The 26,351-nt window shown below is 42.9% G+C and carries 19 protein-coding genes and 2 pseudogenes; 13 read left to right on the forward strand and 8 right to left on the reverse strand.

The features are described 5' to 3' along the window. Nucleotides 1-109 precede the first annotated feature (109 nt). The 9 genes and pseudogenes from rpoD to C2M33_RS15980 all read left to right on the forward strand — a co-directional run bounded on the left by rpoD (nt 110) and on the right by C2M33_RS15980 (nt 11,966). Nucleotides 110-1,978: an RNA polymerase sigma factor RpoD gene (rpoD, locus tag C2M33_RS15940; protein WP_063703034.1), complete on the forward strand. Its 1,869-nt coding sequence runs from the start codon at nt 110-112 to the stop codon at nt 1,976-1,978. A 64-nt stretch (nt 1,979-2,042) separates the two neighbouring features. Then, complete coding sequence (prmA, locus tag C2M33_RS15945; protein WP_063703032.1) at nt 2,043-2,924, forward strand: 50S ribosomal protein L11 methyltransferase; 882 nt, start codon at nt 2,043-2,045, stop codon at nt 2,922-2,924. Nucleotides 2,925-3,192: 268 nt separating this feature from the next. Further along, complete coding sequence (dusB, locus tag C2M33_RS15950; protein WP_171038310.1) at nt 3,193-4,164, forward strand: tRNA dihydrouridine synthase DusB; 972 nt, start codon at nt 3,193-3,195, stop codon at nt 4,162-4,164. 21 nt (nt 4,165-4,185) lie between these two features. Then, nucleotides 4,186-4,476 (forward strand): DNA-binding transcriptional regulator Fis, encoded by a 291-nt coding sequence (fis, locus tag C2M33_RS15955; protein WP_002957804.1) that lies wholly within the window; start codon nt 4,186-4,188, stop codon nt 4,474-4,476. 229 nt (nt 4,477-4,705) lie between these two features. Next, on the forward strand, nt 4,706-6,292 hold the full coding sequence (gene purH / locus C2M33_RS15960) for a bifunctional phosphoribosylaminoimidazolecarboxamide formyltransferase/IMP cyclohydrolase (RefSeq protein ID WP_063703027.1): 1,587 nt from the start codon (nt 4,706-4,708) through the stop codon (nt 6,290-6,292). A gap of 102 nt (nt 6,293-6,394) precedes the next feature. Then, nucleotides 6,395-7,216: a class I SAM-dependent methyltransferase gene (locus C2M33_RS15965; RefSeq protein WP_063703025.1), complete on the forward strand. Its 822-nt coding sequence runs from the start codon at nt 6,395-6,397 to the stop codon at nt 7,214-7,216. Between the two features lie 15 nt (nt 7,217-7,231). After that, nucleotides 7,232-8,518 carry a phosphoribosylamine--glycine ligase gene (gene purD, locus C2M33_RS15970; protein ID WP_063703023.1) on the forward strand — a complete coding sequence of 429 codons (1,287 nt, stop codon included), beginning with the start codon at nt 7,232-7,234 and terminating at the stop codon, nt 8,516-8,518. Between the two features lie 94 nt (nt 8,519-8,612). Further along, the gene (locus C2M33_RS15975) at nt 8,613-11,111 is read left to right on the forward strand and encodes an EAL domain-containing protein (protein WP_063703021.1); all 2,499 of its coding nucleotides are present in this window, start codon (nt 8,613-8,615) and stop codon (nt 11,109-11,111) included. A 46-nt stretch (nt 11,112-11,157) separates the two neighbouring features. Further along, nucleotides 11,158-11,966, forward strand: a pseudogene (locus C2M33_RS15980) (DUF2797 domain-containing protein). Here C2M33_RS15980 and C2M33_RS15985 read toward each other — a convergent pair. After that, entirely contained in the window at nt 11,963-14,467 is a 2,505-nt protein-coding gene (locus tag C2M33_RS15985; protein ID WP_063703017.1) for an EAL domain-containing protein, read from the reverse strand. The pseudogene C2M33_RS15980 and the gene C2M33_RS15985 sit on opposite strands and share 4 nt — an antisense overlap. Nucleotides 14,468-14,545: 78 nt before the next feature. Here C2M33_RS15985 and C2M33_RS15990 point away from each other — a divergent pair, with 78 nt between their 5' ends. Beyond that, nucleotides 14,546-14,839 carry a hypothetical protein gene (locus C2M33_RS15990; protein ID WP_063703015.1) on the forward strand — a complete coding sequence of 98 codons (294 nt, stop codon included), beginning with the start codon at nt 14,546-14,548 and terminating at the stop codon, nt 14,837-14,839. Here C2M33_RS15990 and C2M33_RS15995 read toward each other — a convergent pair. The 6 genes and pseudogenes from C2M33_RS15995 to C2M33_RS16020 form a co-directional block, all read right to left on the reverse strand. Next, nucleotides 14,836-15,756: a histone deacetylase family protein gene (locus tag C2M33_RS15995; RefSeq protein WP_063703013.1), complete on the reverse strand. Its 921-nt coding sequence runs from the start codon at nt 15,754-15,756 to the stop codon at nt 14,836-14,838. The genes C2M33_RS15990 and C2M33_RS15995 overlap by 4 nt on opposite strands. A gap of 68 nt (nt 15,757-15,824) precedes the next feature. Then, nucleotides 15,825-17,372, reverse strand: coding sequence for a serine hydrolase (locus C2M33_RS16000; RefSeq protein ID WP_063703012.1), 1,548 nt, complete (start codon nt 17,370-17,372; stop codon nt 15,825-15,827). Then, the gene (locus tag C2M33_RS16005; protein WP_063703010.1) at nt 17,369-17,884 is read right to left on the reverse strand and encodes a gamma-glutamylcyclotransferase family protein; all 516 of its coding nucleotides are present in this window, start codon (nt 17,882-17,884) and stop codon (nt 17,369-17,371) included. The genes C2M33_RS16000 and C2M33_RS16005 overlap by 4 nt, the downstream gene beginning before the upstream one ends. A gap of 7 nt (nt 17,885-17,891) precedes the next feature. Beyond that, nucleotides 17,892-18,513, reverse strand: a pseudogene (locus C2M33_RS16010) (LysE family translocator). A gap of 6 nt (nt 18,514-18,519) precedes the next feature. Further along, nucleotides 18,520-19,302, reverse strand: coding sequence for a hypothetical protein (locus C2M33_RS16015; RefSeq protein ID WP_063703008.1), 783 nt, complete (start codon nt 19,300-19,302; stop codon nt 18,520-18,522). Between the two features lie 3 nt (nt 19,303-19,305). After that, nucleotides 19,306-19,776: a CreA family protein gene (locus C2M33_RS16020; RefSeq protein ID WP_055196731.1), complete on the reverse strand. Its 471-nt coding sequence runs from the start codon at nt 19,774-19,776 to the stop codon at nt 19,306-19,308. A 103-nt stretch (nt 19,777-19,879) separates the two neighbouring features. On the opposite strand from C2M33_RS16020, the gene C2M33_RS16025 reads away from it, so the two are divergent. Beyond that, nucleotides 19,880-20,467: an outer membrane beta-barrel protein gene (locus C2M33_RS16025; RefSeq protein WP_105174887.1), complete on the forward strand. Its 588-nt coding sequence runs from the start codon at nt 19,880-19,882 to the stop codon at nt 20,465-20,467. A gap of 10 nt (nt 20,468-20,477) precedes the next feature. After that, a complete protein-coding gene (locus C2M33_RS16030; RefSeq protein WP_063703004.1) occupies nt 20,478-20,807 on the forward strand; it encodes a 5-carboxymethyl-2-hydroxymuconate Delta-isomerase in 330 nt (109 codons plus the stop codon). On the opposite strand, the gene C2M33_RS16035 is transcribed toward C2M33_RS16030, so the two are convergent. Then, nucleotides 20,808-22,937 (reverse strand): winged helix-turn-helix domain-containing protein, encoded by a 2,130-nt coding sequence (locus C2M33_RS16035; RefSeq protein WP_158685598.1) that lies wholly within the window; start codon nt 22,935-22,937, stop codon nt 20,808-20,810. Between the two features lie 329 nt (nt 22,938-23,266). Here C2M33_RS16035 and C2M33_RS16040 point away from each other — a divergent pair, with 329 nt between their 5' ends. Next, nucleotides 23,267-26,287: a TonB-dependent receptor plug domain-containing protein gene (locus C2M33_RS16040; protein WP_105174889.1), complete on the forward strand. Its 3,021-nt coding sequence runs from the start codon at nt 23,267-23,269 to the stop codon at nt 26,285-26,287. The last annotated feature ends 64 nt before the right edge of the window (nt 26,288-26,351 follow it).

Consider the following 26,351-nt stretch of genomic DNA (forward strand, 5'->3'; position numbering starts at 1 on the left):
TGCTGTTATACTGTGCTATTCACTGCGTCTAGTTAGTTTTCGTGTCGCTTAATTAATAAGCGAGCTGGCGCCTGTTGTATCAACTTTCAGAGTGGAAGAATAAATCTCTATGGATCCAACTCCTCAGTCACAATTAAAGCTTCTGATTCAAAAAGGTAAAGAGCAAGGTTATTTAACTTTTGCAGAAGTTAATGATCACCTTCCACAAGACATTATCGACTCAGATCAGGTAGAAGATATCATTAGCATGATTAATGACATGGGTATCCAGGTAAGCGAAAGCGCACCTGATGCTGATGAATTAATGATGCAAGAAACAACGACAGACGAAGACGCAGCAGAAGCCGCGGCCGCTGCACTTGCGACTGTAGAAAAAGAGATCGGTCGAACAACTGACCCTGTCCGTATGTATATGCGTGAAATGGGTACTGTTGAACTTCTTACACGTGAAGGCGAAATCGTAATCGCTAAACGTATTGAGGAAGGTATTAACCAAGTACAGATTTCTGTTGCTGAATACCCAGAAGCAATCACTTATCTACTAGAGCAATGGGACAAATTTGAAGCTGAAGAAATGCGCTTAAGCGACATTATTTCAGGTTTCTTTGATCCTAATAATGAAGACGAATCACAAATTTCTGCTACTCATATCGGTTCAGAGTTAAACGAAGAACAGCTTGACGACGAAGACGACGAAGCTGATGACGAAGACGAAGATGAAGATGGCGATGATGATAGTGACGGTGATGGCGACGGCGATACAGGCCCTGATCCTGAAGAAGCCCGCATTCACTTTGAAAACTTACGTAACCTTTATAATAAAGCACGTGATACATTCGAAGAGAAAGGTCGCTCACACCCTGATTCACTAGCAGCTATTGCAGAAATCGGCGAACTATTTAAAACATTTAAATTAGTGCCAAAACAGTTTGACCGCATGGTAAACAACATGCGCGATATGATGGACCGCGTTCGCGTTCAAGAACGTATCATCATGAAGCAAGCTGTACAAATTGCGAAGTTACCGAAAAAGAACTTCATCAAGCATTTTGCTAACAACGAAACAGATTCAAGCTGGATTGACCTTGAAATTGCTGCAAACGAGAAATACTCAGTAGCACTTGAAGAAGTTAAGCCAGAGATCATTCGTTGTATTAATAAGTTATGTGCAATTGAAGAAAGCACAGGTCTTAGCATCGAGCGTATTAAAGACATCAACCGTCGTATGAGTATCGGTGAAGCGAAAGCTCGTCGTGCGAAAAAAGAAATGGTTGAAGCGAACTTACGTCTTGTAATTTCGATTGCGAAAAAATACACCAACCGTGGTTTACAATTCTTAGACCTTATCCAAGAGGGTAACATTGGTCTAATGAAAGCGGTTGATAAGTTCGAATACCGCCGTGGTTATAAGTTCTCAACTTATGCGACATGGTGGATCCGTCAAGCAATCACGCGTTCGATTGCTGACCAAGCACGTACCATCCGTATTCCTGTGCACATGATTGAGACGATCAACAAGTTAAACCGTATCTCTCGTCAAATGCTACAAGAGATGGGTCGTGAGCCGAGCCCAGAAGAATTAGCTGAGCGTATGTTAATGCCTGAAGACAAGATCCGTAAGGTACTTAAAATCGCAAAAGAGCCAATTTCAATGGAAACACCAATCGGTGATGATGAAGATTCGCACTTAGGTGACTTCATTGAAGATACCACTATCGACTCACCTATTGATTCTGCAACAATGGAATCATTACGTGGCGCTACAAACGACGTATTAGCAGGCTTAACAGCCCGTGAAGCTAAAGTATTACGTATGCGTTTCGGTATCGATATGAACACTGACCATACATTAGAAGAAGTAGGTAAACAGTTTGACGTAACACGTGAGCGTATTCGTCAAATCGAAGCGAAAGCGTTACGTAAATTACGTCACCCTTCTCGTTCTGACTTACTGAAAAGCTTCTTAGATGCTAAGTAATTTAGTATCGCGTTATTAACTAAAAGGCCGCTGTTGCGGCCTTTTTTCTATTCGAGAGATATTCATGGCTTGGATCCAAATTCGCATCAATGCAAACGCTGACAACGCAGAATTAATCAGCGACTTATTAATGGACACTGGCAGTGCGTCAGTAACCTATGTTGACGCCAAAGATACCCCAATTTATGAGCCAAAGCTTGGTACAGTTCAACTATGGGCTGATACCACTGTGATTGGCCTTTATGACGCAAACCACGATATGGACAGCGTTGTAGAGACACTCAAAGCTGAAGCAACACTTGCCGATCAGCTTGTTTATAAAATTGAACAGCTAGAAGATAAAGATTGGGAACGTGAATGGATGGATAACTTCCACCCAATTCAATTCGGTGAGCGCTTATGGATCTGCCCAAGCTGGCGTGATATTCCCGATCCTAATGCTGTAAATGTATTGCTTGATCCGGGCCTTGCTTTTGGCACCGGTACCCATGCAACGACTGCACTTTGTTTAAAATGGCTAGAAAGCCAAGATTTAACAGGTAAAACCGTGGTCGACTTTGGTTGTGGCTCGGGTATTTTAGGAATAGCAGCGATCAAACTAGGCGCTGAGCGTATGATTGGTATCGATATTGATCCTCAAGCTCTTGAAGCTAGCCGAGATAACGCGCAGCGTAATGGCGTTGCAGATAAACTAGAAGTCTATTTACCAGAAGATCAGCCTGAGTTTACAGCTGATATTGTCGTGGCGAATATTCTTGCGCAACCGCTTCGCGAACTACATGAAGTGATCTTAGGTCTTTTAAAACCGAATGGTAAAATTGCCATGTCGGGTATTTTAGAAGAACAAGCTCAGTCTGTAGCCGACGTTTATGCGCCATTTTTAGCGCTTGATGAGATTGCAGTTGAAGGTGAATGGACCCGAGTCAGTGGTACTAAGCACGCTTAACAGCTAAAGAGTATTTACTCTAATCTAATAGGTAAAGCCAGTATTTAACAGGCTTTACCTTATTTTTACAGTTAGTAGATTCTCACTTTTCCAACAGCAAAAATATTTTTGTTCAAATATCAAACAAATCAACCTTTCCGTCAAACTGTTATCAAATGTCAATACAAAAAGGGCAAAAAAAAGTCACTTTTGTTCAATTTATAGCCTTTGATTTTTGCAAAAAAAACCGTAAACTTAGCGCCCCTTGAAAAGAGGCCTATTGAATAACGTGCGTATCGGTTCATACCAACTTGAGAACAACGTAATTGTCGCGCCAATGGCAGGCATTACAGACAGACCATTTAGACAACTTTGCCGTCGCTTAGGTGCAGGCCTAGCTGTTTCTGAAATGCTCTCGTCAAACCCGAAAGTATGGAAAACCGAAAAATCGATGAACCGTATGGATCACAGCGGTGAGTCGGGAATTCGCTCGGTGCAAATCGCCGGAGCCGATCCTGAGCTTATGGCGCAGGCAGCACAATTCAATGTCAGCAATGGTGCACAGATCATAGATATTAATATGGGGTGCCCTGCTAAAAAAGTGAATAAGAAACTCGCAGGCTCTGCCTTATTACAGTTTCCTGAATTAGTACAAGAGATACTCGATGCCGTTGTAAACGCTGTTGATGTCCCTGTCACTTTAAAAATCCGTACTGGATGGGATCAGGATAACCGTAATGGTGTCGAGATTGCGAGAATTGCTGAACGTTATGGCATTGCCTCACTGGCGGTACATGGGCGAACGCGCGCATGTATGTATAAAGGTGAAGCAGAATACGCCACGATTAGGGAAATAAAACGTTCAGTGTCTATCCCTGTAGTTGCCAATGGTGATATTACTTCACCAGAAAAAGCAAAGCAGGTTTTGGATTATACGGGTGCAGATGCCATTATGATTGGTCGAGCCGCCCAAGGTCGCCCTTGGATTTTTAGGGAGATAGACCACTATTTGCGAACTGGGGAACATTTGCCAGCACCTGAAATTGCAGAGGTGCGTAGCATTTTGATGGAGCATTTAGACAATCTTCATCAGTTTTACGGGGAGCCAATGGGAGCGCGTATCGCTCGAAAGCATGTATCTTGGTATTTGCAAACCCATGACAGTGACGGTCAGTTTAGGCGAGTATTTAATGCGTTAGATAACCCACAGGCACAAGTCGACGCATTAGAAGAATACTTTAAAACACTAGCAGCTAACTAAGAAAGAAAGAGACATATAACGATGTTCGAACAAAACGTGACTTCTCCATTTATCACAAACCCTCATGTACAGTCACACGAGAAACCACAGCCGTTGCGTGATGCAGTGAAAAAAGCTGTTCATCACTACTTAAAGCAACTTAATGGTCAAGACGTACAAGACGTGTACGACCTTGTTCTTTCTGAGCTAGAAGCACCATTACTTGAAGAAGTAATGACGTACACACGTGGTAACCAAACTCGTGCTGCAATCTTACTAGGTATCAACCGTGGTACTTTACGTAAAAAGCTTAAAAAATACGGCATGAACTAATACCCGTTATATTGGAACAGTAACCAGTTTAACGAACTATCGTTATAATTGCTTACAGCTTCATAGTAACTGGTAATAAGTTATTGAAAAAAGCACCTTAGGGTGCTTTTTTTATAGCTGTTAAAAACTATGCAAAATCCTCACGCTTTAAACGTCGTTTTTTAAAGCATATTCAGTTAAAATACCGCCTTTCTAAGCTAGCTCAAACATTGAGGTAATCAAAACTACAATGGATACACATCGTCCAATTCGTCGCGCACTATTAAGTGTGTCAGATAAAACCGGTATCGTTGAATTTGCTCGCGCTCTTGAAGCACAAGGCGTGGATATTTTATCAACTGGCGGTACTTGCAAATTACTTGCTGATAACGGCATCAAAGTCACTGAAGTATCTGACCATACTGGTCACCCTGAGATCATGGATGGTCGCGTAAAAACACTTCATCCTAAAATTCACGGCGGCATCCTAGCGCGTCGCGGTCAAGATGAAGACGTAATGAGCGAGAATAACATCTCTGCTATCGATATCGTTGTAGTTAACTTATACCCCTTCGCAAACACTGTTGCGAAAGAAGACTGCAGCCTAGAAGATGCGATTGAAAACATTGATATCGGTGGCCCAACTATGGTTCGCGCTGCGGCGAAAAACCATAAAGACGTGACTATCGTGGTAAATGCAAAAGATTACGACCGTGTAATCAGCGAAATGCAAAGCAACAACGGCTCAACAACGTATAAAACACGTTTTGATCTAGCTATCGCAGCTTACGAGCACACAGCTCAGTACGATGGCATGATTGCAAACTACTTCGGCAAAATGGTTCCTGACTACACAGAAGAAGCTGCTGAAGAGACTAAATTCCCACGCACTATCAACATGCAGTTCACTAAAAAGCAAGATATGCGCTACGGTGAGAACTCACACCAAGACGCTGCTTTTTATGTTGAAAACGACTTAACTGAAGCATCTGTTGCGACTGCGGTTCAACTGCAAGGTAAAGCTCTTTCTTACAACAACATTGCTGACACTGACGCAGCATTAGAGTGTGTAAAAGAATTCGACGTACCAGCGTGTGTTATCGTAAAACATGCGAACCCTTGTGGTGTGTCAATTGGTGACAACATTCTTGAAGCCTATGATCGTGCATTCAAAACTGACCCTACATCAGCATTTGGTGGCATCATCGCATTCAACAAAGAGCTTGATGCAGACACAGCTGAAGCAATTGTTTCTCGTCAATTCGTTGAAGTTATCATTGCACCTAAAGTATCTGAAGCAGCTGCACAAATCGTATCTGCTAAGCAAAACGTTCGTTTATTAGAATGTGGTGAATGGACGGGTAATGCAACAGGTCACGACATCAAGCGTGTTAATGGCGGTATTCTAGTTCAAGACCGCGACCTAGGCATGGTAACGCAAGGCGACCTTAAAGTTGTATCTAAGCGTCAACCAACTGAGCAAGAATTAAAAGATTTATTATTCTGCTGGAAAGTAGCTAAATTCGTTAAGTCTAACGCGATTGTTTATGCACGTGATGGTATGACGATTGGTGTAGGCGCAGGTCAAATGAGCCGCGTTTACTCAGCTAAAATTGCAGGTATCAAAGCCGCTGACGAAAACCTTGAAGTAAAAGGTTCAGTTATGGCATCGGATGCATTCTTCCCATTCCGTGACGGTATTGATGCAGCTGCAGAAGCTGGCATCACCGCTGTTATTCAACCAGGTGGTTCAATGCGCGATGAAGAAGTTATCGCTGCAGCTGACGAAGCTGGTATGGCAATGGTATTTACAGGTATGCGCCATTTCCGCCACTAATCACATAAAGGGTTAAGCAAATAGCTTAACCCTTTTTGTTTGCCACAAATTCACGTATTCTGATTAATAATAATAATTACCCATATAATGAAGGAACAGATGATGAAATTTGCCGTTAAGTCGTTACTTGTTGCAGGCCTCGCACTGACATCAGCACAGGCTTTAAGCCATGGCCATGAATCAGCGCTTACACAAGCCGTGCAATCAAGCGAACGTGATGCTAAAAATAGCGCACGTGATCAATATCGCCATCCAGTTGAGACACTTGAGTTCTTTGGCTTCAAGCCAAGCATGACCGTTGTTGAAATTGCACCGGGCGGTGGTTGGTACAGTGAAATCCTTGCACCGGCTGTTAAAGGCCATGGTGTTTACTACGCGGCACATTTCCCTGCTGATTCTGACGTGGGTTATTACCAACGTTCATTAGCTGGTTTTAAGAAAAAGATGAGCGATGACGCACGCTTCAGTGAAGTAAAACTGACTGAGTTTGCGCCAGTGACGCATCTTGATATTGCACCAGCGGGTAGCGCAGATCTTGTCTTAACATTTAGAAATGTACACAACTGGTACATGGGTAAAGATAAAGAAGGCGCGTTAAGTGCGTTTAAAGCATTTTATAAAGCACTTAAACCTGGCGGCACTTTAGGTGTGGTTGAACACCGCCTACCTGAAGCGCGCAGTGATGAAGATCAGAAATCATCAGGTTATATGAAGCAAAGCTATGTAGTTGATATTGCAAAGCAAGCTGGCTTTGAACTGGTGGCAAGCAGTGACATTAATGCAAACCCACTTGATACAGCAGATCACCCTAAAGGGGTGTGGACACTACCACCAAGCCTTCGTTTAGGCGAGCAAGATGCCGCGAAGTATAAAGCAATTGGTGAAAGTGATCGTATGACGCTGAAGTTTAAAAAACCGCTATAAATAGGATTATACGCCATGAATGTACTTGTCATCGGCAGTGGCGGCCGCGAACACGCTCTTGCGTTTAAGGCTGCACAAAATACTAAAGTAAACACCGTTTTCGTCGCACCAGGTAACGCAGGTACTGCACTTGAGCCAAAACTAGAAAACGTTGCTATCAATGTTGAAGACCTAGCAGGTTTAGTTACTTTTGCTAAAGAAAACAACGTTGAATTAACCATTGTTGGTCCAGAAGTACCGCTTGTTTTAGGTGTAGTTGATACATTCCGTGAAAACGGTCTAGCTATCTTTGGCCCAACAGCAGGTGCTGCACAGCTAGAAGGCTCGAAGTCATTCACTAAAGACTTCTTAGCACGTCACGACATTCCAACAGCTGATTACCAAACGTTTGAACAAATCGACCCTGCACTGGCTTACCTAAAAGAAAAAGGTGCGCCAATTGTTGTTAAAGCTGATGGCTTAGCAGCTGGTAAAGGCGTTATCGTTGCGATGACAGAGCTTGAAGCTGAAGAAGCTATCCGCGATATGCTTGCAGGCAACAGCTTCGGTGAAGCGGGTAGCCGTGTAGTTATCGAAGAGTTCTTAGAAGGTGAAGAAGCTTCTTTCATCGTGATGGTTGATGGCAAGAACGTACTGCCATTTGCAACCAGCCAAGACCACAAACGCGCTTACAATGGTGACCAAGGTCCAAACACTGGCGGCATGGGTGCATACTCACCGGCACCAGTAGTGACTGATGAAATTCACCAACGTATTATGAACGAAGTGATCTACCCAACGGTTGAAGGCATGGCAAAAGAAGGCCACCCTTACACTGGTTTCTTATACGCAGGTTTAATGATCACCGCTGATGGCACGCCAAAAGTAATCGAATACAACTGTCGTTTTGGCGACCCTGAAACACAACCTATGATGCTTCGTCTTAAGTCTGATCTTGTTGAACTTATCGAAGCGGCTAACCGTGAAGAACTAGATAAAACAGCAATCGAGTTCGACCCACGTGCAGCAGTCGGTGTTGTATTAGCAGCTAAAGGCTACCCAGATAGCTACCCGAAAGGTGACACTATCAATGGCTTGCAAGTTACTTACCCTGAAGGTGAGAAAGTATTCCACGCAGGGACTAAGCAAGACGGCGACAACGTAGTAACAGCTGGCGGTCGTGTACTGTGTGCTACGGCACTTGGCAACACAGTAACTGAAGCGCAGCAACGTGCTTATAAACTGGTTGATCAAATCAGCTGGGAAGGCATGGAATATCGTACTGATATCGCTTACCGTGCTATTGCTCGCGAACAGAATTAAGGTCAAACCAGTCTAATTCTGAAAAAAGCGCAGTTTATCTGCGCTTTTTTAATGCTACACTGTTAAGAACATTTACCTAGATAAAGAACTAATTTTGAATAATAAAGCACTGAAATATAACTTTGTTTCATTTCTTATTCTGACAATTTTGTTTTTTATCATTGCTACCCTAGCTGCACATTTAGCCAGCCCTACCCGCTACACCATAGATAAAACAGCCCCCATCTACAGTAATACGGCGTATCGAATTGATACCAGTAAAGCGCTGACTCTCGAGCAGTTTTTAGCAGAGCCAGACAAGCTTAAACATCGCCCTTTTAAAGATGTTGAATGGGATTTAGCGGCGCAAGATTATTGGTTAAAGCTTGATTTAGAAAACCGCCAAGCAAAACCTGTGGAGCTGGCAATTCACTTTGATAACCCTATGGTTGATTACCTTAGCGTTTATCATGTTGATGATAAGGGGCAGCTTATAGATACAACCGAGTTGGGTGATAAAGTATCTGGTCTTAGTTTGTTTCAGTACAGTACACCGCACAGCATGCTTACAATGCAGGGCTATGAACAAACATCCCTCATTATAAAAATAGATACAGTTGGGATTAGCAAAACACCTATTAATATTTATGGTGAAAAAGAGTTTCAAGACCTACTACGTTCGCAATCAGGAATTTGGGGGATCTTCATTGGTGTGCTGATCATGGCAGCTCTGTATAACTTGGTATTATTTTTAGGGATCCGTGACCGCGTCTACCTTATTTATATAGGCTACATCATCTCAGCACTGCTACTTATGGGCTCAGTGCTCGGCTTTGGTTTTTATTTATGGCCGTTATCGTGGCAAATCTTTTTTAATGAGCAAGTGGTCTTCAGTAACTATGCGATTGCATTTTTCACCGTCGCGTTCTGCACCATGTTCTTACGCTACCATAAAGATAATTGTCGCCTATACAAGCTCAGTATCAGCTTTTTAGCCCTGCTGTTTAGTCTCAGTCTTATCAGCTTTTTTATGCTGGAATACCATTCTTCAAAAATCTTTTTTGCCATCATGGTGCCGTTATACATTTTATGTATTTGCATGATTTACAAAAAGTTGGTGAGCGGTTTTCGGTGGGCAAAGTTTTATGTCATGTCGTGGGTGCCACTGATTGTAGGCGCAGCCATTCAGCCGTTAGAACTTACAGGCTTTATTCCCTACAGCTTTGCCGTGAGGCACATATTTTTAGTCGCCATTCTCTGTGAGATTGTGCTCATGGCAATGGCGCTGGCAGACCGCGTTCGTTATCAACGTGAAAAAGCGCTGTATCATGCAACCCATACTCAACAGACTGAGCTACTTAACCAAGCAATGCTCAAACAAGCCTATATGGCAATTACCTCGGAGCAAAGACTTGCTAACCTTTGCTTAGTGAAAATCGAGCAATTTAATGCCCTAATGAGTATTCTAAAGCCAAGCCAAAGCAGCCAAATAATTATCACTGTTGCCCAATCGCTAGAGCACCAAATTAATAAGAATAGGCAATTTATTAATTTAGAATCGGCGTTAGATAACAGTCCAAAAATAGCTGACTTAGGCAATGGTGTACTGGCTTTTATTTCTACCAAAATTCAATCACAAGCAGAGCTACACCAAGAACTTAGCAACTTATGCAAACAGCTGCCTAAGCAATATAAAGTGGCAGGCTTAGACCTGCAGCTTTACTACCGCCATAGCATTACCGAACCGGTGAGTGATGATGGCTTTGATATTTGGCTACAACGTGGCTACTTAGGTCTGTCACAAAAGCAGCAAAACATCGACTTTAACACACCGCATATCGATATGGATGTCAGCCTTGCCGCCGAGTTACAACAAGCAATGCGAAGCAATACCTTAGCCATTTACTTACAGCCCATTATCAATTTACGCAGCGGTGCTATCTGTGGCGCAGAGGCATTGTTACGCTGGCCTACAGCAGGGAAATACCTGGATATTGAGCAACTCATTTTATTGGCTGAACGTACTGGTTTAATTAACGAGTTGAGCTTATGGGTGATTGATCAGGCTTGCCTAGCCGCTGCCCAGCTTAATCGACAAGGCTATCGCGACCATACCATTAGCGTTAATTTAAGTGCCAAGAATCTCGCGATCCCTAAGCTTGTCGAAAAGGTCGAAAACACCATTTTAAAACATGGCATTACTGCGAGTCAGTTAAAGTTTGAGTTAACTGAGTTTGCGCTTATAAAAAACCATGATGAAATGGTTAGCTTTATCAGCGAACTTAATAAACTCGGTAGCAAGGTGGTACTCGATGATTTTGGTACTGGTTACTCGTCGTTAAACTACTTGGTAAATTATTCATTTAGCACGATTAAAGTCGATAAGAGCTTTATTCTGGATTTAGTGAATAACACCACCAACCAAGTGGTAGTAAAAACGGCCATTGATATGGCCCATAACCTTGATATGAATATCACCATCGAAGGCATTGAAGACCAAGAAACAGAAAAAATGCTGATCAAGATGGGCGCAGATCAAGGGCAAGGCTATTATTACAGCAAAGCGGTGCCGATTAATGAGTATCTAAGCTTTATTGCCTCACAATTTAAATAGGCCGTGTTACACTGCCTTTTTTAACATCTTTAGGGGCCATGTAAAGATGCAAGGTACGATCAGAAAATTAAAGTCGACACTGACCTCTCCTGTCGAATATCAATTACCTATCGGTGATGAGCAGTTTCATTAAATGACTATATTGGTAAGCCGCTCACGCTGACTTTCACCGGCAATATTTTTTGCTGTAACTGTGGTAAGAAAACCAAGAAAAGCTACTCTCAAGGTCACTGTTTTGTTTGTATGCGTAAACTGGCTAGCTGTGACATGTGTATCATGAAACCTGAAACGTGCCATTTTGATAAGGGCACCTGTCGTGAGCCACAGTGGGGTGAAGAAAACTGCATGATCCCGCATTACGTGTATTTAGCCAACACTTCAGGCCTAAAAGTAGGTATTACCCGCCATACTCAAATTCCTACACGCTGGATTGACCAAGGTGCGACGCAAGCTTTACCTATCTTCAAAGTACAAACCCGTCTTCAATCGGGTTTAGTTGAGGTTGCCTTAGCCGAGTTTATTGCTGATAAAACCAATTGGCGAAACATGCTAAAAGGCCAATCTGAAGCGATTGATTTAAAAGCCGCTGCCAGAGAGTTGATCCCACAAATTGATGCTAAGCTGAGTGAGCTTGCAGAGCTATTTGGCGCAACAGCCATTGAAAAGCTCGATGAAGAGGTGGTTGAGCTAGACTACCCAGTAAGTGAATACCCAAGCAAAATCAGCTCTTTTAATTTTGATAAAGCACCAGAAGTATCAGGTATTTTAAAAGGCATTAAGGGCCAGTACTTAATTTTTGATACTGGCGTCATTAATATTCGTAAGTTTACTTCTTACGAAATTAGCCTAGCTTAAGCACTTGTTTCGGTATTAAGATAAAAGTCATACCATTGCTGCTTCGCTATTGGACGGCAAAAGTAATAGCCTTGAATGGTATCGCAGTTAAGTGAACGTAAGTAATTTAACTGCTCTACCTTCTCTACCCCTTCTGCGACAACATGGATACTCAAGCTTTTTGCCAGGCTAATAATCGCCGTGACAATTTCACTATTGCCGTATTCATCGGGCACTTTTGCGATAAAGCTGGCATCTATTTTTAACGTATCAATTGGCAGTTTGGTTAAGTAACTTAAAGCCGAATAGCCCGTTCCAAAGTCATCTAACGTAATATGCACACCTAGTTTTTTAAGCGCGAGTAGCTCTTGCTTAGCCTCACTAAAGTGGCTGATAAAACAGCTTTCAGTTAGCTCTACTTCAAGCTTGTGTGGGTCTACATTGTAACGCTCAAGTAAGCGCTCAACATTTGATGCTAGTTGCCCCTGACGTAAGTGATTAGCCGAAATATTAATTGCTAAGCGCCCTGCTTCAATGCCTTGTTGCTGCCATTTTTCTAACTCTTTACAGGCCTGCTCGATGACCCATAAATCAAGTTTCACAATTAGGCCTAGCTCTTCAGCAAGAGGGATAAACTTAGCAGGTGAAATCACTCCAAGGTTTGGCTCATGCCAACGTAACAGTGCCTCTACTCCTAAAATTTTGCCTGAATTTAATTGCTGCTTAGGTTGGAAATAAAGCTCAAACTCATCGCTTTCGATGGCGCTTTGTAATCGGCTCATCATAGCCAATCGCTCTAAAGAGCGTGCATTCATCGCCGGTTTGAATAATTGAAATGAATTACGGCCCACCTCCTTAGCACGGTACATAGCAATATCAGCATGCTTAAGCAGTGTAGCGCTATCTACGCCATCATCAGGGTAAACCGCCGCGCCAATAGAGGCTGTAATCGCAACCACGTGCTCGTTAATAGCAAGCGGCATACTCACTTGCTGCAAGACTTGCTCGGCAAAGTTTAGAAGTGTTTCAACCCGATTTACTTCGCATAGAAGAACAAACTCATCGCCACCTAAGCGTGCAAGAGTATCCCCTTCAGGTAGAATTGATAAAATACGCTCTGCCACTTGCTGCAATAAGTTATCACCAGCGTCATGCCCTAAGCTGTCGTTCACCTCTTTGAAGCGGTCTAAGTCGATAAACATCACCGCTAATAGATCGTGGTTTCGCTTGGCGGTGCTAAGAGCAATTGAGAGTCTGTCATGAAATAAGCGGCGATTAGGCAGGCCTGTTAGCTCATCGTAATAGGCGAGCTGGGCAATTTTTTCTTCTGCACGTTTGCGCTCTGTAATATCGCTAAAAATTGCCGCATAAAGTACTTCATCAAAGTTAGGATCTTTTATTTGAATAATGGTGAGCCACTCAACATACTCTTCACCATCTTTTTTGCAATTGCAGATCTCTCCTTGCCAGACCCCTTCGTATTCAATGGCATGCCACATTTTTTGATAAAACGAGCGACTATGTTTTGTAGAGCTTAAAATATTGGGGCGCTTACCAATTACTTCATGCTCGGCAAAGCCGGTCAGTTTAGTAAAAGCAGGGTTAACTTGAATAATCGTGCCGTCTTTACGGGTTAGCATGATGCCATCGAGTGAAGCATCAATAATTTTATTTGCCAAAAACAAGTTACGTTGTGACTTTTGCAAAGCAATATCACGCTGCTCAATTGCCCGCTCAAGTTCGCAGCAATAAGCTGATTCAATCTCAGTGATCAAATCAGCAAATGAAATCACCCCGCAAATTTCATCATCTCTGACCACCAAATGACGCACATTACGCTCTGTCATAGTGCGATACGCATCAAATAAACTGCTTTCACAATCAATTTCAATGAGCGGGTAGCTAGCATATTGCCAACAAGGATTTAGCCACTCGGTTTGAATGATCAGCTCAACAATATCACGCTGAGTAATAATACCGTGCAGTTCAAGCTCTTGGTTATAAACCAGTACACTATCAAGGCGGCCTGCCCGCATCAGTTGCACAACCTCTTCTATCGGTGTTTGCGCATCAACTATCTTTAGGTCAGTGCGATACTGCTCATGAATAGGCCGAAATTGTAGGTAGTGGTCCAAACCTTGGTTATGCACAATATCTGAAAGGTTTAACATACCTGCAGGCTGGTTCTCGCTATCCATCACCAATAAATGGCGAATGCCATGCTGTTGAAAACGCAAGGTTGCATCACTGACTGAGCATTGATTTGGCACCGTAATAACAGGCGCTGACATGACCTCGTGAATGGCTAGGTTTTTATAAAGCGGGCTACTGATGTCAATTTTCAAACAATCAGCTTCCGTCCAAATCCCAACCACGGATTGCTCATGCTTGATAAAAATCGCCGTCACATTGTGAACATGCATCAACCTCACCGCATCGACCAAAGGCGTATGCGCAGGACACGATACCAGCTTTTGCGAAAAGACATCACTGACCTTTTGATGTCGTCTTGGTTGATTCATAAGTCGACTTTCCTAGTTCTTACATGAATTGGCAATTATAATCATTTCAACCTTGGCAACTTTGACACAGGACAATAAATGCACTCATCATTTCCTAAGATTATCTTTTCTGCTCATGAAATAGCATTAGTAGAAGATGAAGCCGATATAGAAAGCTTTGTATATGGTTTGAGTGAAGAGCAGCAGCAAGAAGCTATCTTGCTTTTAACAACAGGGCAGTATGTCAACTTGCAGGGAGAAAGCGTGAAAGCGTTAAGTGACGTTGAACTTGCGAATAGAGTGACAGAATATCTAGCACAAGAAGGAGTGTGCTGCTTAAGTAAGGTTACTCGGCTTGCACCACCGCAAGCCTTTGCGATGCTGGTAGATTAAGGGGCATCCACCAGCGCTTTAATGTGCGCAACGGCACTGCGACCAAGGGCTGATAAAGCATAGCCCCCTTCAAGATAAGAGATAATCCCCTTGCAATCTTGTTGCTGACAAAACTCTGCTAGCTGTGTGGTTAGCCATGCGTAATCGTCTTCAACAAACTTCAAGCTTGCCATGTCATCTTCAAGATGAGCATCAAACCCGGCGCTAATAAACAATAGTTCAGGTTTAAATTCATTGAGTTTTGGCAACCACTGCTCAAGATAAACAGCTTTTAAGTCATTACCATCACTGGCAATTGGCAGCGGTGAGTTCACTAACGTCGCGTTATTTTCAACGGCGGTATTTGGGTAAAACGGGTGTTGAAACAAAGAGCAAAACAACACAGTGTCATCATCTAAAAAGATATCTTGTGTGCCGTTGCCATGGTGTACATCAAAGTCCAAAATAGCGATGCGTTTTACACCTTTGCTTTGCGCGTACTTCACGGCAATGGCTAGGTTATTAAAAACGCAAAATCCTGCAGAGGTACTGCGGTTTGCATGATGTCCTGGTGGTCTAACAGAACAAAACGCGGCATCCAGCTTATCATCAAGGATTTCATCAACGGCGAGTAATCCAGCGCCAACGGCTCGTTCAATCGCTTTCATTGAATCTGGGCACAGCCATGTGTCGCCGTCTAATTCAGCAAGCCCTTCAGCGGGAATTGTTTGCTCTACATGACTAACCAAAGATTCATCATGAGCACGTAAAAAATCGTCGCGGCTGGCTTTAGGAGCTTGTAAGTGAGTAATTGCCACATCAACACCACTTGCTAGCAAGCGGTCGGTGATCACATCTAAACGCGCGGGGCATTCGGGGTGATCCTCAATCATTTTATGTTTACGACAAAATGGATGTGAGATAACTGCCGTTCTCATAATACGCTCCTTGAATTATTTTTCCCCAGTATAACAAAGCCACCTAACGGTGGCTTTGCGACTTTGGTTTACTTTTTAGCGCGTAAATCTAAATTTCTAAAGTCAAAACTAAAGTCTGTGACCGCCGTTGAGACAGCGCGCATTTTCGCACTACTCACTCGGTTATCAGGGCTCATTTGAAACTCAATGTAAGCATCGGCTTCAAGTAACTTTTCATCCCACTTAACAATGAACGTATTGCCTGTGTAATGCTCAAGCTGACCTTTCAAACGCTTTGTATGTGTAAAATCAATACGTAGCTGGCCATTTAACTCTTCAATAACCACATCACCATACCAGTTATCGTGCAGCGTGCCTGTGTAGTTGATGTTCGGCAATTTTGGTTGATAATCCGCAGGTGTTTCTGGTTTTGCGTTTGCGTAAGCTTCTTTTTTACCTTCAAAGTGCTTTTTAGCAAGATCTTCAACCCAGTCTTTATCTTCAAGATCTAATGCATCTTCGAGCACTTCATAGGTCACTGCAGAGAGCGCGCTGAATGCTTGCTGGTTACTCAGAATAACAATACCAAGGTTTTTCTCAGGTACTAAAGTCACTTGAGACACCATACCTAAGATACCACCACCGTGGCCTAGCTTTTTAATGCCGTGGAAATCTTCAATGCTCCAACCTAAACCATAACCTCTAAATTGTTGGTGGTAAGCTTCATAAGCACTTTTTGATGCCATTGAGGTAATGTGCGGATGCCACATTTGTTGCTGCTGCTTTTCAGTGAATAACTGCTGGCCATTTGGCATTTTGCCATGAGCAAGCTGCGTGCGTAGCCATTGGCTCATGTCGCTCACGCTTGATGCAATCGCACCAGCGCCACGAAAATCTTCAAGGTAGTTCACAAAAAATGGATGAAGTTGGCCATCCATTGGAATATGACCTGTCGCCCAGTTTTTATTGCTACTAGGAATACGTGAAAAACCTGCACGTGAGTTTTTCATATCAAGTGGCTGAAGAATATTCTTCTCGATGTAATCATTCCAGCTCATGCCTGAAACACGGGCTACTACCTCACCGGCTGTTACAAACATTAAGTTGTTATACGCGTATTTACTGCGAAAGCTACTCGCTGGTTTTAAGTATTTTAGACCTGCGATGATTTCCTCAATTGATTTGTCAGTATCAGGCCAAATCATTAAGTCGCCTTGTCCTAACCCCAAACCGCTACGGTGGCTTAGTAAATCGCGAATGGTCATTTCACGCGTGACATAAGGGTCATAAAGACGAAACTCTGGTAGATGATCAATCACTTTGTCATCCCAACTCAGCTTACCTTCATCAATTAATTTAGCTAACGCTGCTGCGGTGAATGCTTTGGTGTTTGACGCGATACCGAATAAGGTGTCTTTATTTACTTTTTTACCCGTATCAAGGTTTGCGATACCAAAGCCTTTAGCTAATACGACTTTATCATTTTCAACAATCGCCACTGCCATACCCGGCACATCAAAACGTGCCATTGAAGTTTCGATTACTTTTTCAATTTTCTTACTATCGATATCAGCATAACTGTAAAACGAACAGCTTGATAACAGCGCCGCGGCAACGGCTAATTTACGAAATGTCATAATGTCCCTTGGTGATTTTTATTGTTGTGAATAGCGAACTCTCTCGCTGCTCGGGTTTTATCTGGATCATCGCAACTTGGTCTTGCGAGTATTGCTTCACTGTAATGATTTGGTACACCTGCTTCAAGCGCTCCGCGATGAACATGCTGAAGATACCAGTCGAATGGCAGTAAAGACTCATCTAAGGTGTTAGCAATATAACAATGGGCAGCAAGTTGCTCGCCATCAATGAGTTCAACTGTAATATCCACACAGTCATAACGCGGCCCTTCAATGTCATCTAGAATCGACTTTTCAGCTTCGTTTAACTGATACACCACGCCATACACTAAGGCATCTGCCTGATCTGTTTTGCGCACGCTACACTTTGCAGAGCCGTCGGTACTTACCATATCAAACGTCAGCTCATAGCCTTTTAAAATAGCTGTGCCTACCCGCTTTGCTTCAGGCAACCTTGCCAGCAATCTGCTCGATGACATATTAGAACCAAATGAAAAGTTATATAGCGCCATACTTACCTCACACAACAACGCGAATAGCTAAGGCAATTAAGATCACGCCAATGCCTCTATCAAACCAGTATCCGCTTTTTAAGAAAAATGCTCGCACTGATGCTTTTGATAACACCAATGATAAAAATGAAAACCACAGCCAAGTCGCCATTGCCATATACACGCCATAACCAGCCTGCACTACAACAGGTGTTTCAGGGCTTATTACAAGAGTAAACAACGACATAAAAAACAGTGTTGCTTTGGGATTAAGGGCATTGGTAAAAAAACCGCGTCGAAATGCTTTATACACAGATTCAGGCTCAGCAGGGGCAAGGGTTTGCTGTTTACTATCGCTAGGTTTTGCGCTTCGTTAAAGCTTGCACACCCAAGTATGCCAAATAAGCCCCTGCAAGGTATTTTAAAGCCATAAATAAGCTAGGCGACTGCGATAAAATTAACGCCACACCTAATACACAATAAGCAATATGCAAAAGAATAGCCGCACCAACACCGGCACTGGTCCACAGCGCATTTTTACGACCCTGTTGAATACTTTGCTTGAGTACAATTGCAAAATCAGGGCCTGGGCTTGCTACTGCAAAAAAGTGAGCAATGGCTATCAATAAAAACTCATCTAAATACTGCACTCAATATCACCCTACTGCTTGTTCATCTAATGCCAATAACAACGGATTTGCACTGTCACTCACCAATGCTTTAATTTGCTTTTGCGCTTTTTTATATTGGCTGCGTAAATGGGGTTTTAAAAACTTCTTCGACTGATTATCCCCTTTAAAATGCGTAACTAGCGCATGCATAAATAGCGTTTGTGGCTCAGTCAGCGCCGCTTGGCGATTGGCATAAGGGTTATAACCGCAGCCGCAGCCTCCTTTAAATTGATACACCGTATTACTCATCATTACCCCAAAGCCTAAATAGCATGCCAACGCATCGCTCGCTTGCGGTAAGTACTCTTTACCGCCGGGCGGTAAGACACCCACATGGTGAATCAAAATAGTCGCTAAGGTACCAGCAAAACTTGCCACTAAATCTTGTGGTTGATTGATTTGGTTTGGGTTAAACGAGATATTCACCGGATGATTTGCCGGTACAATTAAACTTGCCTCGCTACCGCGTAAACTGTCTTGAAACTCAAAATGCGGAAACACCTGAGGTGTAAGCCCAGATGGCGCAACTAAGTTAATTGGCCACGCCTGCATCCCCGCATACTCAACAACCCGACTAAATACCTTTTCAGCCATTTCACTGACGCTCGACACCCTATCAGGAAAGAACTGCCCGTTAGGTAAAATGATTTGCGTGTGTTTTAAAAAATATTCACTATCAAAGTGCTCAACTGCCCATAAAAAGGTATCGATTAACCACTGCTGCTCTTGCTCATCAACAACTGGAGCTGACTTAAATAACGCTAACATAAATTACTCTTGTGATTGTGCCCATTGCCATGCATCCGTATTGTAAAGAGGCACAGTTGATAAAGCATGATGATGGCTGCCGCTCGACTCTTTCGTTGAATAAGACAAATATAAAAGAGTACGTGTTGGCGCATCATAAATACGACGTACTTTTAACGATTTAAACAAAATACTTTTCGATGACTTAAAAACCACTTCGCCCGATTTACTGCGGTCAATTTGTTGTAATTGGTCAGCGGTAATGGGGCCAGTTTGACGACAGGCAATAGACATATCAGATGGATCAGCAAAATCAAGATTCGCTTCAATATGGCTGATGTGGCAAGTAACACCGCTTATAAGCGGATCTTGTTGTGATACCACTTTAATATCTTTGGTCGTGAATAATCCTAAACTCACCGAAGCAGCGTCATCCGAGCAACCGCTCAACAAAATCAATGGCGCAGTAAGTGCCGCTAATTTTAGTAACTTCATCCTAGTGTTCCTTATTAAAAAGCGATAGTTGTCCGTTTACAACGATTTGCTTGCTATGTTTCAATACTATCTCAAAATATCTTCAACAACGAGCACCTAAACAATGAAAAAATCGCTTGGTTTACTGTGTTTAATGTTCTTAAGTAGTACCGCTCACGCTGGCTACTCTATTAGCGCTGGTTTCGGCAAAAACTTTACTAACTCGGTGCAAACCGAAGAAAACCTAAAAATTGAGCTTGAGGATGACAGCCATTTTACAGTCAGCCTAGATAGAACCATTGATAATGCTCGCTATGGGTTCTTTTATTCAGCAACAGAACTAGATATGAAAGACCAAACCAACAAGCAAGTCGAGATGCAATACCTGCTCTTTCAAAGTGCTGTAGAAGTGCCATTAGCTGACCGTGTAGTTGGTTTTGTGGGTGCCCAAATTGGCGCAAATCATGTCAGTACTGACTTTGCCGACTCCGATACGTTTTTTACCTCAGGCCTTTATGCCGGCGCAGATTATTTAATTACCGAACAAGCCCGGGTTTATGTTGAAACTCGCTGGCTGGCAACTATTGTAAATAATGCAAGTAACGTATCGTGCACATTGCCAACCTCAGAAGACAATCAATGTCTATGGCACTTTGATGGTGATGTGTTAAACCAATTTCAAACAAACATCGGTTTTAGTTACCGCTTTTAAGGAAGACCCCATGCCGCACATTGTTATAGAACACTCAGAAGACTTACCAATTCTGCCACAAGTGTTAGTTGAAAAAGTCCATAAAGCCGCGTTTGACTCTGGCTTATTTGAACTTTCGACCATAAAGACTCGTGCAATTGCTTATCAGCATTACGAATTAGGAGAAGGTAAAGATGGCTTTATCCACATCGGCGCATCAATCATGGCAGGCAGAACCATAGAGCAAAAGCAAATGCTCAGTGAGCAATTGCTAAGTTGCTTAAAAACATATTGCCGCCGCTCGTATAGCCTAAGCGTTAATATTTACGATATGGATGCTGATATTTACCGTAAGTGTTAATTACTTTGGCAGATAGGCTGCCGGTAAGCGCTTGATTTCTATCTCAGGCGATAAGTACGCAGTGTAAACTAGCCAACGCTCATTGGGTATGTAGGTCAGACCCGATGAGCGACTATAAGCTCGCTCAGGTAAGGCAATTAAATCATGATGCTGCTCACTTGCTAAGTCGTAGTAGCTAATTCGGTAATCACCTAAGCGTTCTTTATAATAATAAATACGCCCCTCATGGTACGCGTTCTTTGCCACCAGCAACCAGGCATAACTGCGCGCTAATTTAATATCATTCACCAGCATTTCTTCAACACCCGTATCATGATGTTTAATCCAAATAGCATGGCGGGAATTAGTAAATAAAAAATCGCCCGTTTGTGTTTCAACGCCATACTGCGCTGGCACCTCAATTGCTTTGCCGAGGCTTTTACCTGTTAAGTCATAACGGTAAAGATAGTCTCCATCAGACACCAAAATATGCTGGCTATCCGCGCTAAATTTGGGTTTAACTGCATGACTAAATGGCAGTTTGATTTGTTGGCTTTGCTCTACTTTGAAATCATAAAAATATAAGCGGGTGCTGCCATTGTCATACAATGAAAACAAAATATAGCGTCCATCGGCTGACCAAGTTGGATCACGAATTTCCCCGGTGTTATGAGCAAAGTCAGTAAGCTGCTTTCGCGAGCTGCTATCGGGGTTAACAATCCAAAGCTGTGAACTGCCCGATTCATTCGACACATACAGCAGTTTATTTTGCTGCTGATTATATTCAGGGAATAGCGAGCTAAAATTGGTCGACAACATAGAAAACGGCGAATTGGCCACTTGTTCGTCGATTTTCAGCCGCGTGATCACCTTATCTAAATCCCACTGATGATAATAAACACTGCCATCGCTACTGTAATTAGGTGAGCTCATGCCAGCAATTTGCGTGTTGATTAGGGTCTGATTATTAATATCGTAGAAATAACCATAACGTTTACCACCCTCAACAGCACTAAACGCCAGTTGCTCCTTAGATGGATGCCAATCCACACCATGAATATCAACAAAGTCATGAGTTAAGCGTTGGCTTTGTCCTGTTTTTACATCAATTAAAAACAGCGCTTTTTGATTGTTTTTAACATTACGTGTAACCACAACTCGCTGTGCATCAGGCGAAAACGACACAGACTCATATACAGTGCCGCAATCATCATTACAAGGAATAACGGTTTCTTTTGTTTGTTTTGCCTGTAAATCAAGCAGTTTGATACGAGTGACATAGTCACCAGACTCGCTAGTGTGATCAGCAATGTAGGCTAAGGTTTTACCATCACTACTGATATCAAGATCAGGCGCATAGTTATTACTGCACTGCCCTAGCACGACACTAGTGGCGTTTATCAAAGACAGTTTTACAATTTCACAAACATCAGAGGCCGTGCGGTAATAGTACAAAGTATTGGCATCGGGGCTAAACACTGAGCGTCCTTCGGTAAACGGTGAGTCTGTTAATTGCTTTGCTGGGTGCTCAGGAAAATGTAAATCCCGTAAATATAGATTATTTTGTTTACCAAGCTGTCGCCATGAATACACCAAATAGTGTTGGTCATTAGAAATTGAAGGATAAATCTCACGACCGGGGCTTGCCGTCACGCTTTCGATGCTATTAAGCGGTAGCACAAAGCTTGTATTTGTTTGCTTAGCAGGCGAAGAGAACAACCAATACATCACCACCAAGCTAATGACACACAAAGCCACAAACAGCTGGCGAATTTGCGCCCCTGTTACACTAAAGCCTATAGGGTTTTCTTTATCCGCTGCGTCTATTGGCTCGGGCTTTAACAAAACGCGATAACCCGTTTTACGTAATGTCTCTATGTAAGTTTGTTCTGGATCGAGTTCTTTGAATGCTTTTCGTAAATGCCAAATTGCATTTGTTAGGGCTTTTTCACCCACGTAAAAATTGCCTTCCCATACATGATTGATGAGCTCTTCACGGGTGATTGGTTCGGGGTATCGCGCCACTAAGCAAGCTAACAGCTCAATAAACTTAGGCTGCAAAAGCTGTTCACTGCCATTACAGATCAGTTTATTTTCGAGCGGGTTAACAATGCATGAGCCCAGCTGATAAGCGCGATTAAATGTTTCCATTAACTCTAAATAAAACCCCATTTTAGAAGTACAGCAGTATAAAGCCCTAACAATTTATCTTAAAAATGGCCCTTTCACCAGCTTTAACGTTGCAAAACAGTTAACAACACCAACCATGCAAACAACTGATTTATAAAGAATAGATATTCAATAGATGTAAAATAGAGACATAAACGAGCCACCTAATATTGTAGTTAAGTTCACATTTCTATAAATATTTTCACGTCAATACCGACCAACCAGAGTGCTGCTCACTGTATATTTTAACTGCCCTTAAAAGAGCATCACTCTGGTTCCAAAAACTAAAAATAAAACAACTAGGAACGCCTGTGAGAAATCTACTAACCAAACCTTGTGCTATTGCACTTGCTGTTGCCAGTGGTTTTAGCCAACATGCATTTGCCAATGAGGCTGAGATTGCCCGCACTGCCAACACCACCCCAACAGCCAATGAACAAACTGAAGAGCCGGAAAAAATCGTTGTAACGGGTTCACGTATTAAACGCGATAGCTTTTCAATTCCGACACCGCTGGTCACAATGGACCGTGAAGCCATTGCCGATACAGGTTTAACCAACTTATCTGATATTTTGGTTGATAACATGCCTGCTCTTAGCGAGAGCATAGGTAATACCACCAGCCAATCAAGTGTTTCAGCGACCGGTTTATCGACGGTTCAACTTCGAGATTTAGGCGCAAACCGTACCCTCACACTGATTGATGGTCGTCGTGTTGTTTCTAATAGCTATAGCGGCAACTATGTAAGTTTAAATACCATTCCGAGCGGCATGGTTGAGCGCGTTGAAATAATCAGTGGTGGCGCATCTGCAACCTATGGTGCCGATGCTGTAGCAGGTGTAGTGAATATCATCACCCAATCAAAAAAAGAAGGCTTTGATTTTAAAGCGAACACAGGTGAAACCACCGATGGCGGCGGTAAAGAGTTTACCCTTGATTTAAACTACGGCAGCTCGTTTGCTGACGAACGTGGTTATGCTTACTTCAGTGCCAACTGGGACCGTGATTTCGGTATGAGCTATTACGACCGTAAACGCGCGCAAGTAGAAGACGCTTATCGCTATGATGATGAGCAGATGTGTAACCAAATGCTGACTAAAGATGGTTATCAGTGTATGCGCGATATCACACAAGCTGATTGGGTGAGTAAGAGCGACGGTATTCCGGGCGGTGTGTTCTTAGAAAATAGTAACAACGACACTCAGTTTTGGTATGACGGTCAAACTCTACGTGATGATTGGAAAGACAACGAAGAAATTTACGGTGTGAATTCAAATCAATACGTGATGCTTGATGTTCCAAGCGATAACGTTTCAGCGGCAGTGAAAATCGATTACGACTTAACTGACGATGTAATGTTCTACGCACAAGTACAATACAGTGAAAGCGGTTCGTTTAACGATAAGTCACCTGAAGATGAATACGAAGGTGCCTATGTACCACGTTACGACCCTACCACTGGCGAGCCCCTTGCAGATGTGGCACCGGGTTATATCCCAATCGACAACCCATATGTGCCACAAGAAATCCTTGATGCTAACCCATATAAAAATCGCATTTATTGGGATCGCCGCTTCAGTGAAGTGGGTAATATCAGTACAGATAATACCCGTAAAACGATTCGTAGCTGGGCAGGTCTTCAAGGCACCCTATTTAACGGCGAGTGGGACTGGGATCTATCAGCAAGTTATGGTCGTTTCACCCAGCACCAAGTTCGTAGCAATGAGTTAAATACCGTAAAACTTAATCAAGCTTTGCAAGCTGAACAGTTAGCAGATGGCACCATTCAATGTATTGATGAAGCAGCTCGCGCAGAGGGCTGTGTACCAATTAACCTATTTGGTGAAGGCTCTGTCACCGAGGAAATGGCTGCTTGGATCCGCACCAACCCAATTATTGATACTGAAATAAAACAATATGGCGTGGTTGGCTACATCACAGGTGACTTATTTGAATTACCAGCTGGCTCCGTATCTGCTGTATTTGGTGGTGAATACCGTAAAGATAGTCAGGACCTTTCAACCAGCGACGATATGAAAGGCGGCGGCATTACCTTTAACTATGTACCAAATTTTTATGGTGAAGTTGAAGTCTATGAAGCCTTTGCAGAACTTGCAATCCCGCTGTTAAAAGATGCCCCTTTAGCAAAAAGCCTAAGCGCAGAAACCTCATTACGTTTAGCAAATTACAGCATGGATAATGTGGATACCGTTGCCAGCTACAAGCTAGGCGTATTTTGGGAGCCAGTCGAAGGCTATGCATTTAGAGCAAACTACGCCCGTGCTCAACGTGCGCCAACAATCACAGAGCTAATGTCACCACCGCGTGGCGATTACGACAGCTATGATGATATTTGTGACGGTTTAACGGCAACATCAACCAAACCTGGTCACGATAACTGCCGCAAAGAGCCTACGTTAGCTTCGCAGCTTGCTGCTGATCCAGACTTTGAATTTAGCGATGAGAACAACAGCTACTCACCGGGGACTGGTAACGAAAATCTAAAAGAGGAAACCGCAGATACTTACACCTTTGGTATCACCGTCGCTCCAGCATTTTTAGAAAACTTTAATCTTGCCGTTGATTACTACGATATTGCCATTGTTGATGCGATTTCGCAGATCAGTAATGAAAACATCATGCGTGAGTGCTACAACTCTGAAGCTGCATGGGGCGAAGACAACGTATTTTGTAATGACATTACCCGTAACAGCGAAGGTAATATTATTAAAATCTTACAACGTCAATATAACCTCGATGAGCTCACTGCTCGCGGTTACGATGTAGTTGCACAGTACAAACTCGATTTAGATAACCTAGGTCAGTTATCGTTTAAACTAGATTACAACCATGTAATCGAAAACTCGCAAACCTATGAAGGGCTTGATGGCAGCTTAGTGACTAGCCACTACGCAGGTTACGGTAGCAGCAAAGATAAAGCTTCGATGTCAGTAACATGGCGAAACGACAACTTACGTATTCGCTGGCGCACTAATTACTTAGGTTCATTCATTGCAAGCCAAAGTCTTGAAGAAGATTACCAAGAGTATGTTGCCGAAAACGATGCTCGCTGTGAGGCTGGTGAAGATACATGTATCAGTAACCCAGAGAAACTTGCCTACCAAGATTATGGCTCGTTCTTAAAACACAGCATTTCAGCGTCTTACACCATGTCACTGAGTGAGCAGAGCCAACTGCGCGTATTCGGTGGTGTAAATAACGTGTTCGATAATAAAGGGGATTTCTACCCTTCAGGACGCGGTAATTACTATAGCGCATACGGCGGTGGTGCAGGTCGCTACGTGTATGTAGGTGCTCAATATAGCTTTTAAGCACATATGAAGATCCCCAGCTAGGCTGACAACAAAGGCGCATTTTTAATGCGCCTTTTATCTT

Origin of the sequence: Pseudoalteromonas sp. T1lg122, from assembly GCF_002964825.1 — a bacterium.
Classification (GTDB): domain Bacteria; phylum Pseudomonadota; class Gammaproteobacteria; order Enterobacterales; family Alteromonadaceae; genus Pseudoalteromonas; species Pseudoalteromonas gelatinilytica.

Coding starts and splice junctions, on each gene's coding strand:
- rpoD (WP_063703034.1), top strand. CDS start 110: ATGGATCCAACTCCTCAGTCACAATTAAAGCTTCTGATTCAAAAAGGT.
- prmA (WP_063703032.1), top strand. CDS start 2,043: ATGGCTTGGATCCAAATTCGCATCAATGCAAACGCTGACAACGCAGAA.
- fis (WP_002957804.1), top strand. CDS start 4,186: ATGTTCGAACAAAACGTGACTTCTCCATTTATCACAAACCCTCATGTA.
- purH (WP_063703027.1), top strand. CDS start 4,706: ATGGATACACATCGTCCAATTCGTCGCGCACTATTAAGTGTGTCAGAT.
- C2M33_RS15965 (WP_063703025.1), top strand. CDS start 6,395: ATGAAATTTGCCGTTAAGTCGTTACTTGTTGCAGGCCTCGCACTGACA.
- purD (WP_063703023.1), top strand. CDS start 7,232: ATGAATGTACTTGTCATCGGCAGTGGCGGCCGCGAACACGCTCTTGCG.
- C2M33_RS15985 (WP_063703017.1), bottom strand. CDS start 14,467: ATGAATCAACCAAGACGACATCAAAAGGTCAGTGATGTCTTTTCGCAA.
- C2M33_RS15990 (WP_063703015.1), top strand. CDS start 14,546: ATGCACTCATCATTTCCTAAGATTATCTTTTCTGCTCATGAAATAGCA.
- C2M33_RS15995 (WP_063703013.1), bottom strand. CDS start 15,756: ATGAGAACGGCAGTTATCTCACATCCATTTTGTCGTAAACATAAAATG.
- C2M33_RS16000 (WP_063703012.1), bottom strand. CDS start 17,372: ATGACATTTCGTAAATTAGCCGTTGCCGCGGCGCTGTTATCAAGCTGT.
- C2M33_RS16005 (WP_063703010.1), bottom strand. CDS start 17,884: ATGGCGCTATATAACTTTTCATTTGGTTCTAATATGTCATCGAGCAGA.
- C2M33_RS16015 (WP_063703008.1), bottom strand. CDS start 19,302: ATGTTAGCGTTATTTAAGTCAGCTCCAGTTGTTGATGAGCAAGAGCAG.
- C2M33_RS16020 (WP_055196731.1), bottom strand. CDS start 19,776: ATGAAGTTACTAAAATTAGCGGCACTTACTGCGCCATTGATTTTGTTG.
- C2M33_RS16025 (WP_105174887.1), top strand. CDS start 19,880: ATGAAAAAATCGCTTGGTTTACTGTGTTTAATGTTCTTAAGTAGTACC.
- C2M33_RS16030 (WP_063703004.1), top strand. CDS start 20,478: ATGCCGCACATTGTTATAGAACACTCAGAAGACTTACCAATTCTGCCA.
- C2M33_RS16035 (WP_158685598.1), bottom strand. CDS start 22,937: ATGGAAACATTTAATCGCGCTTATCAGCTGGGCTCATGCATTGTTAAC.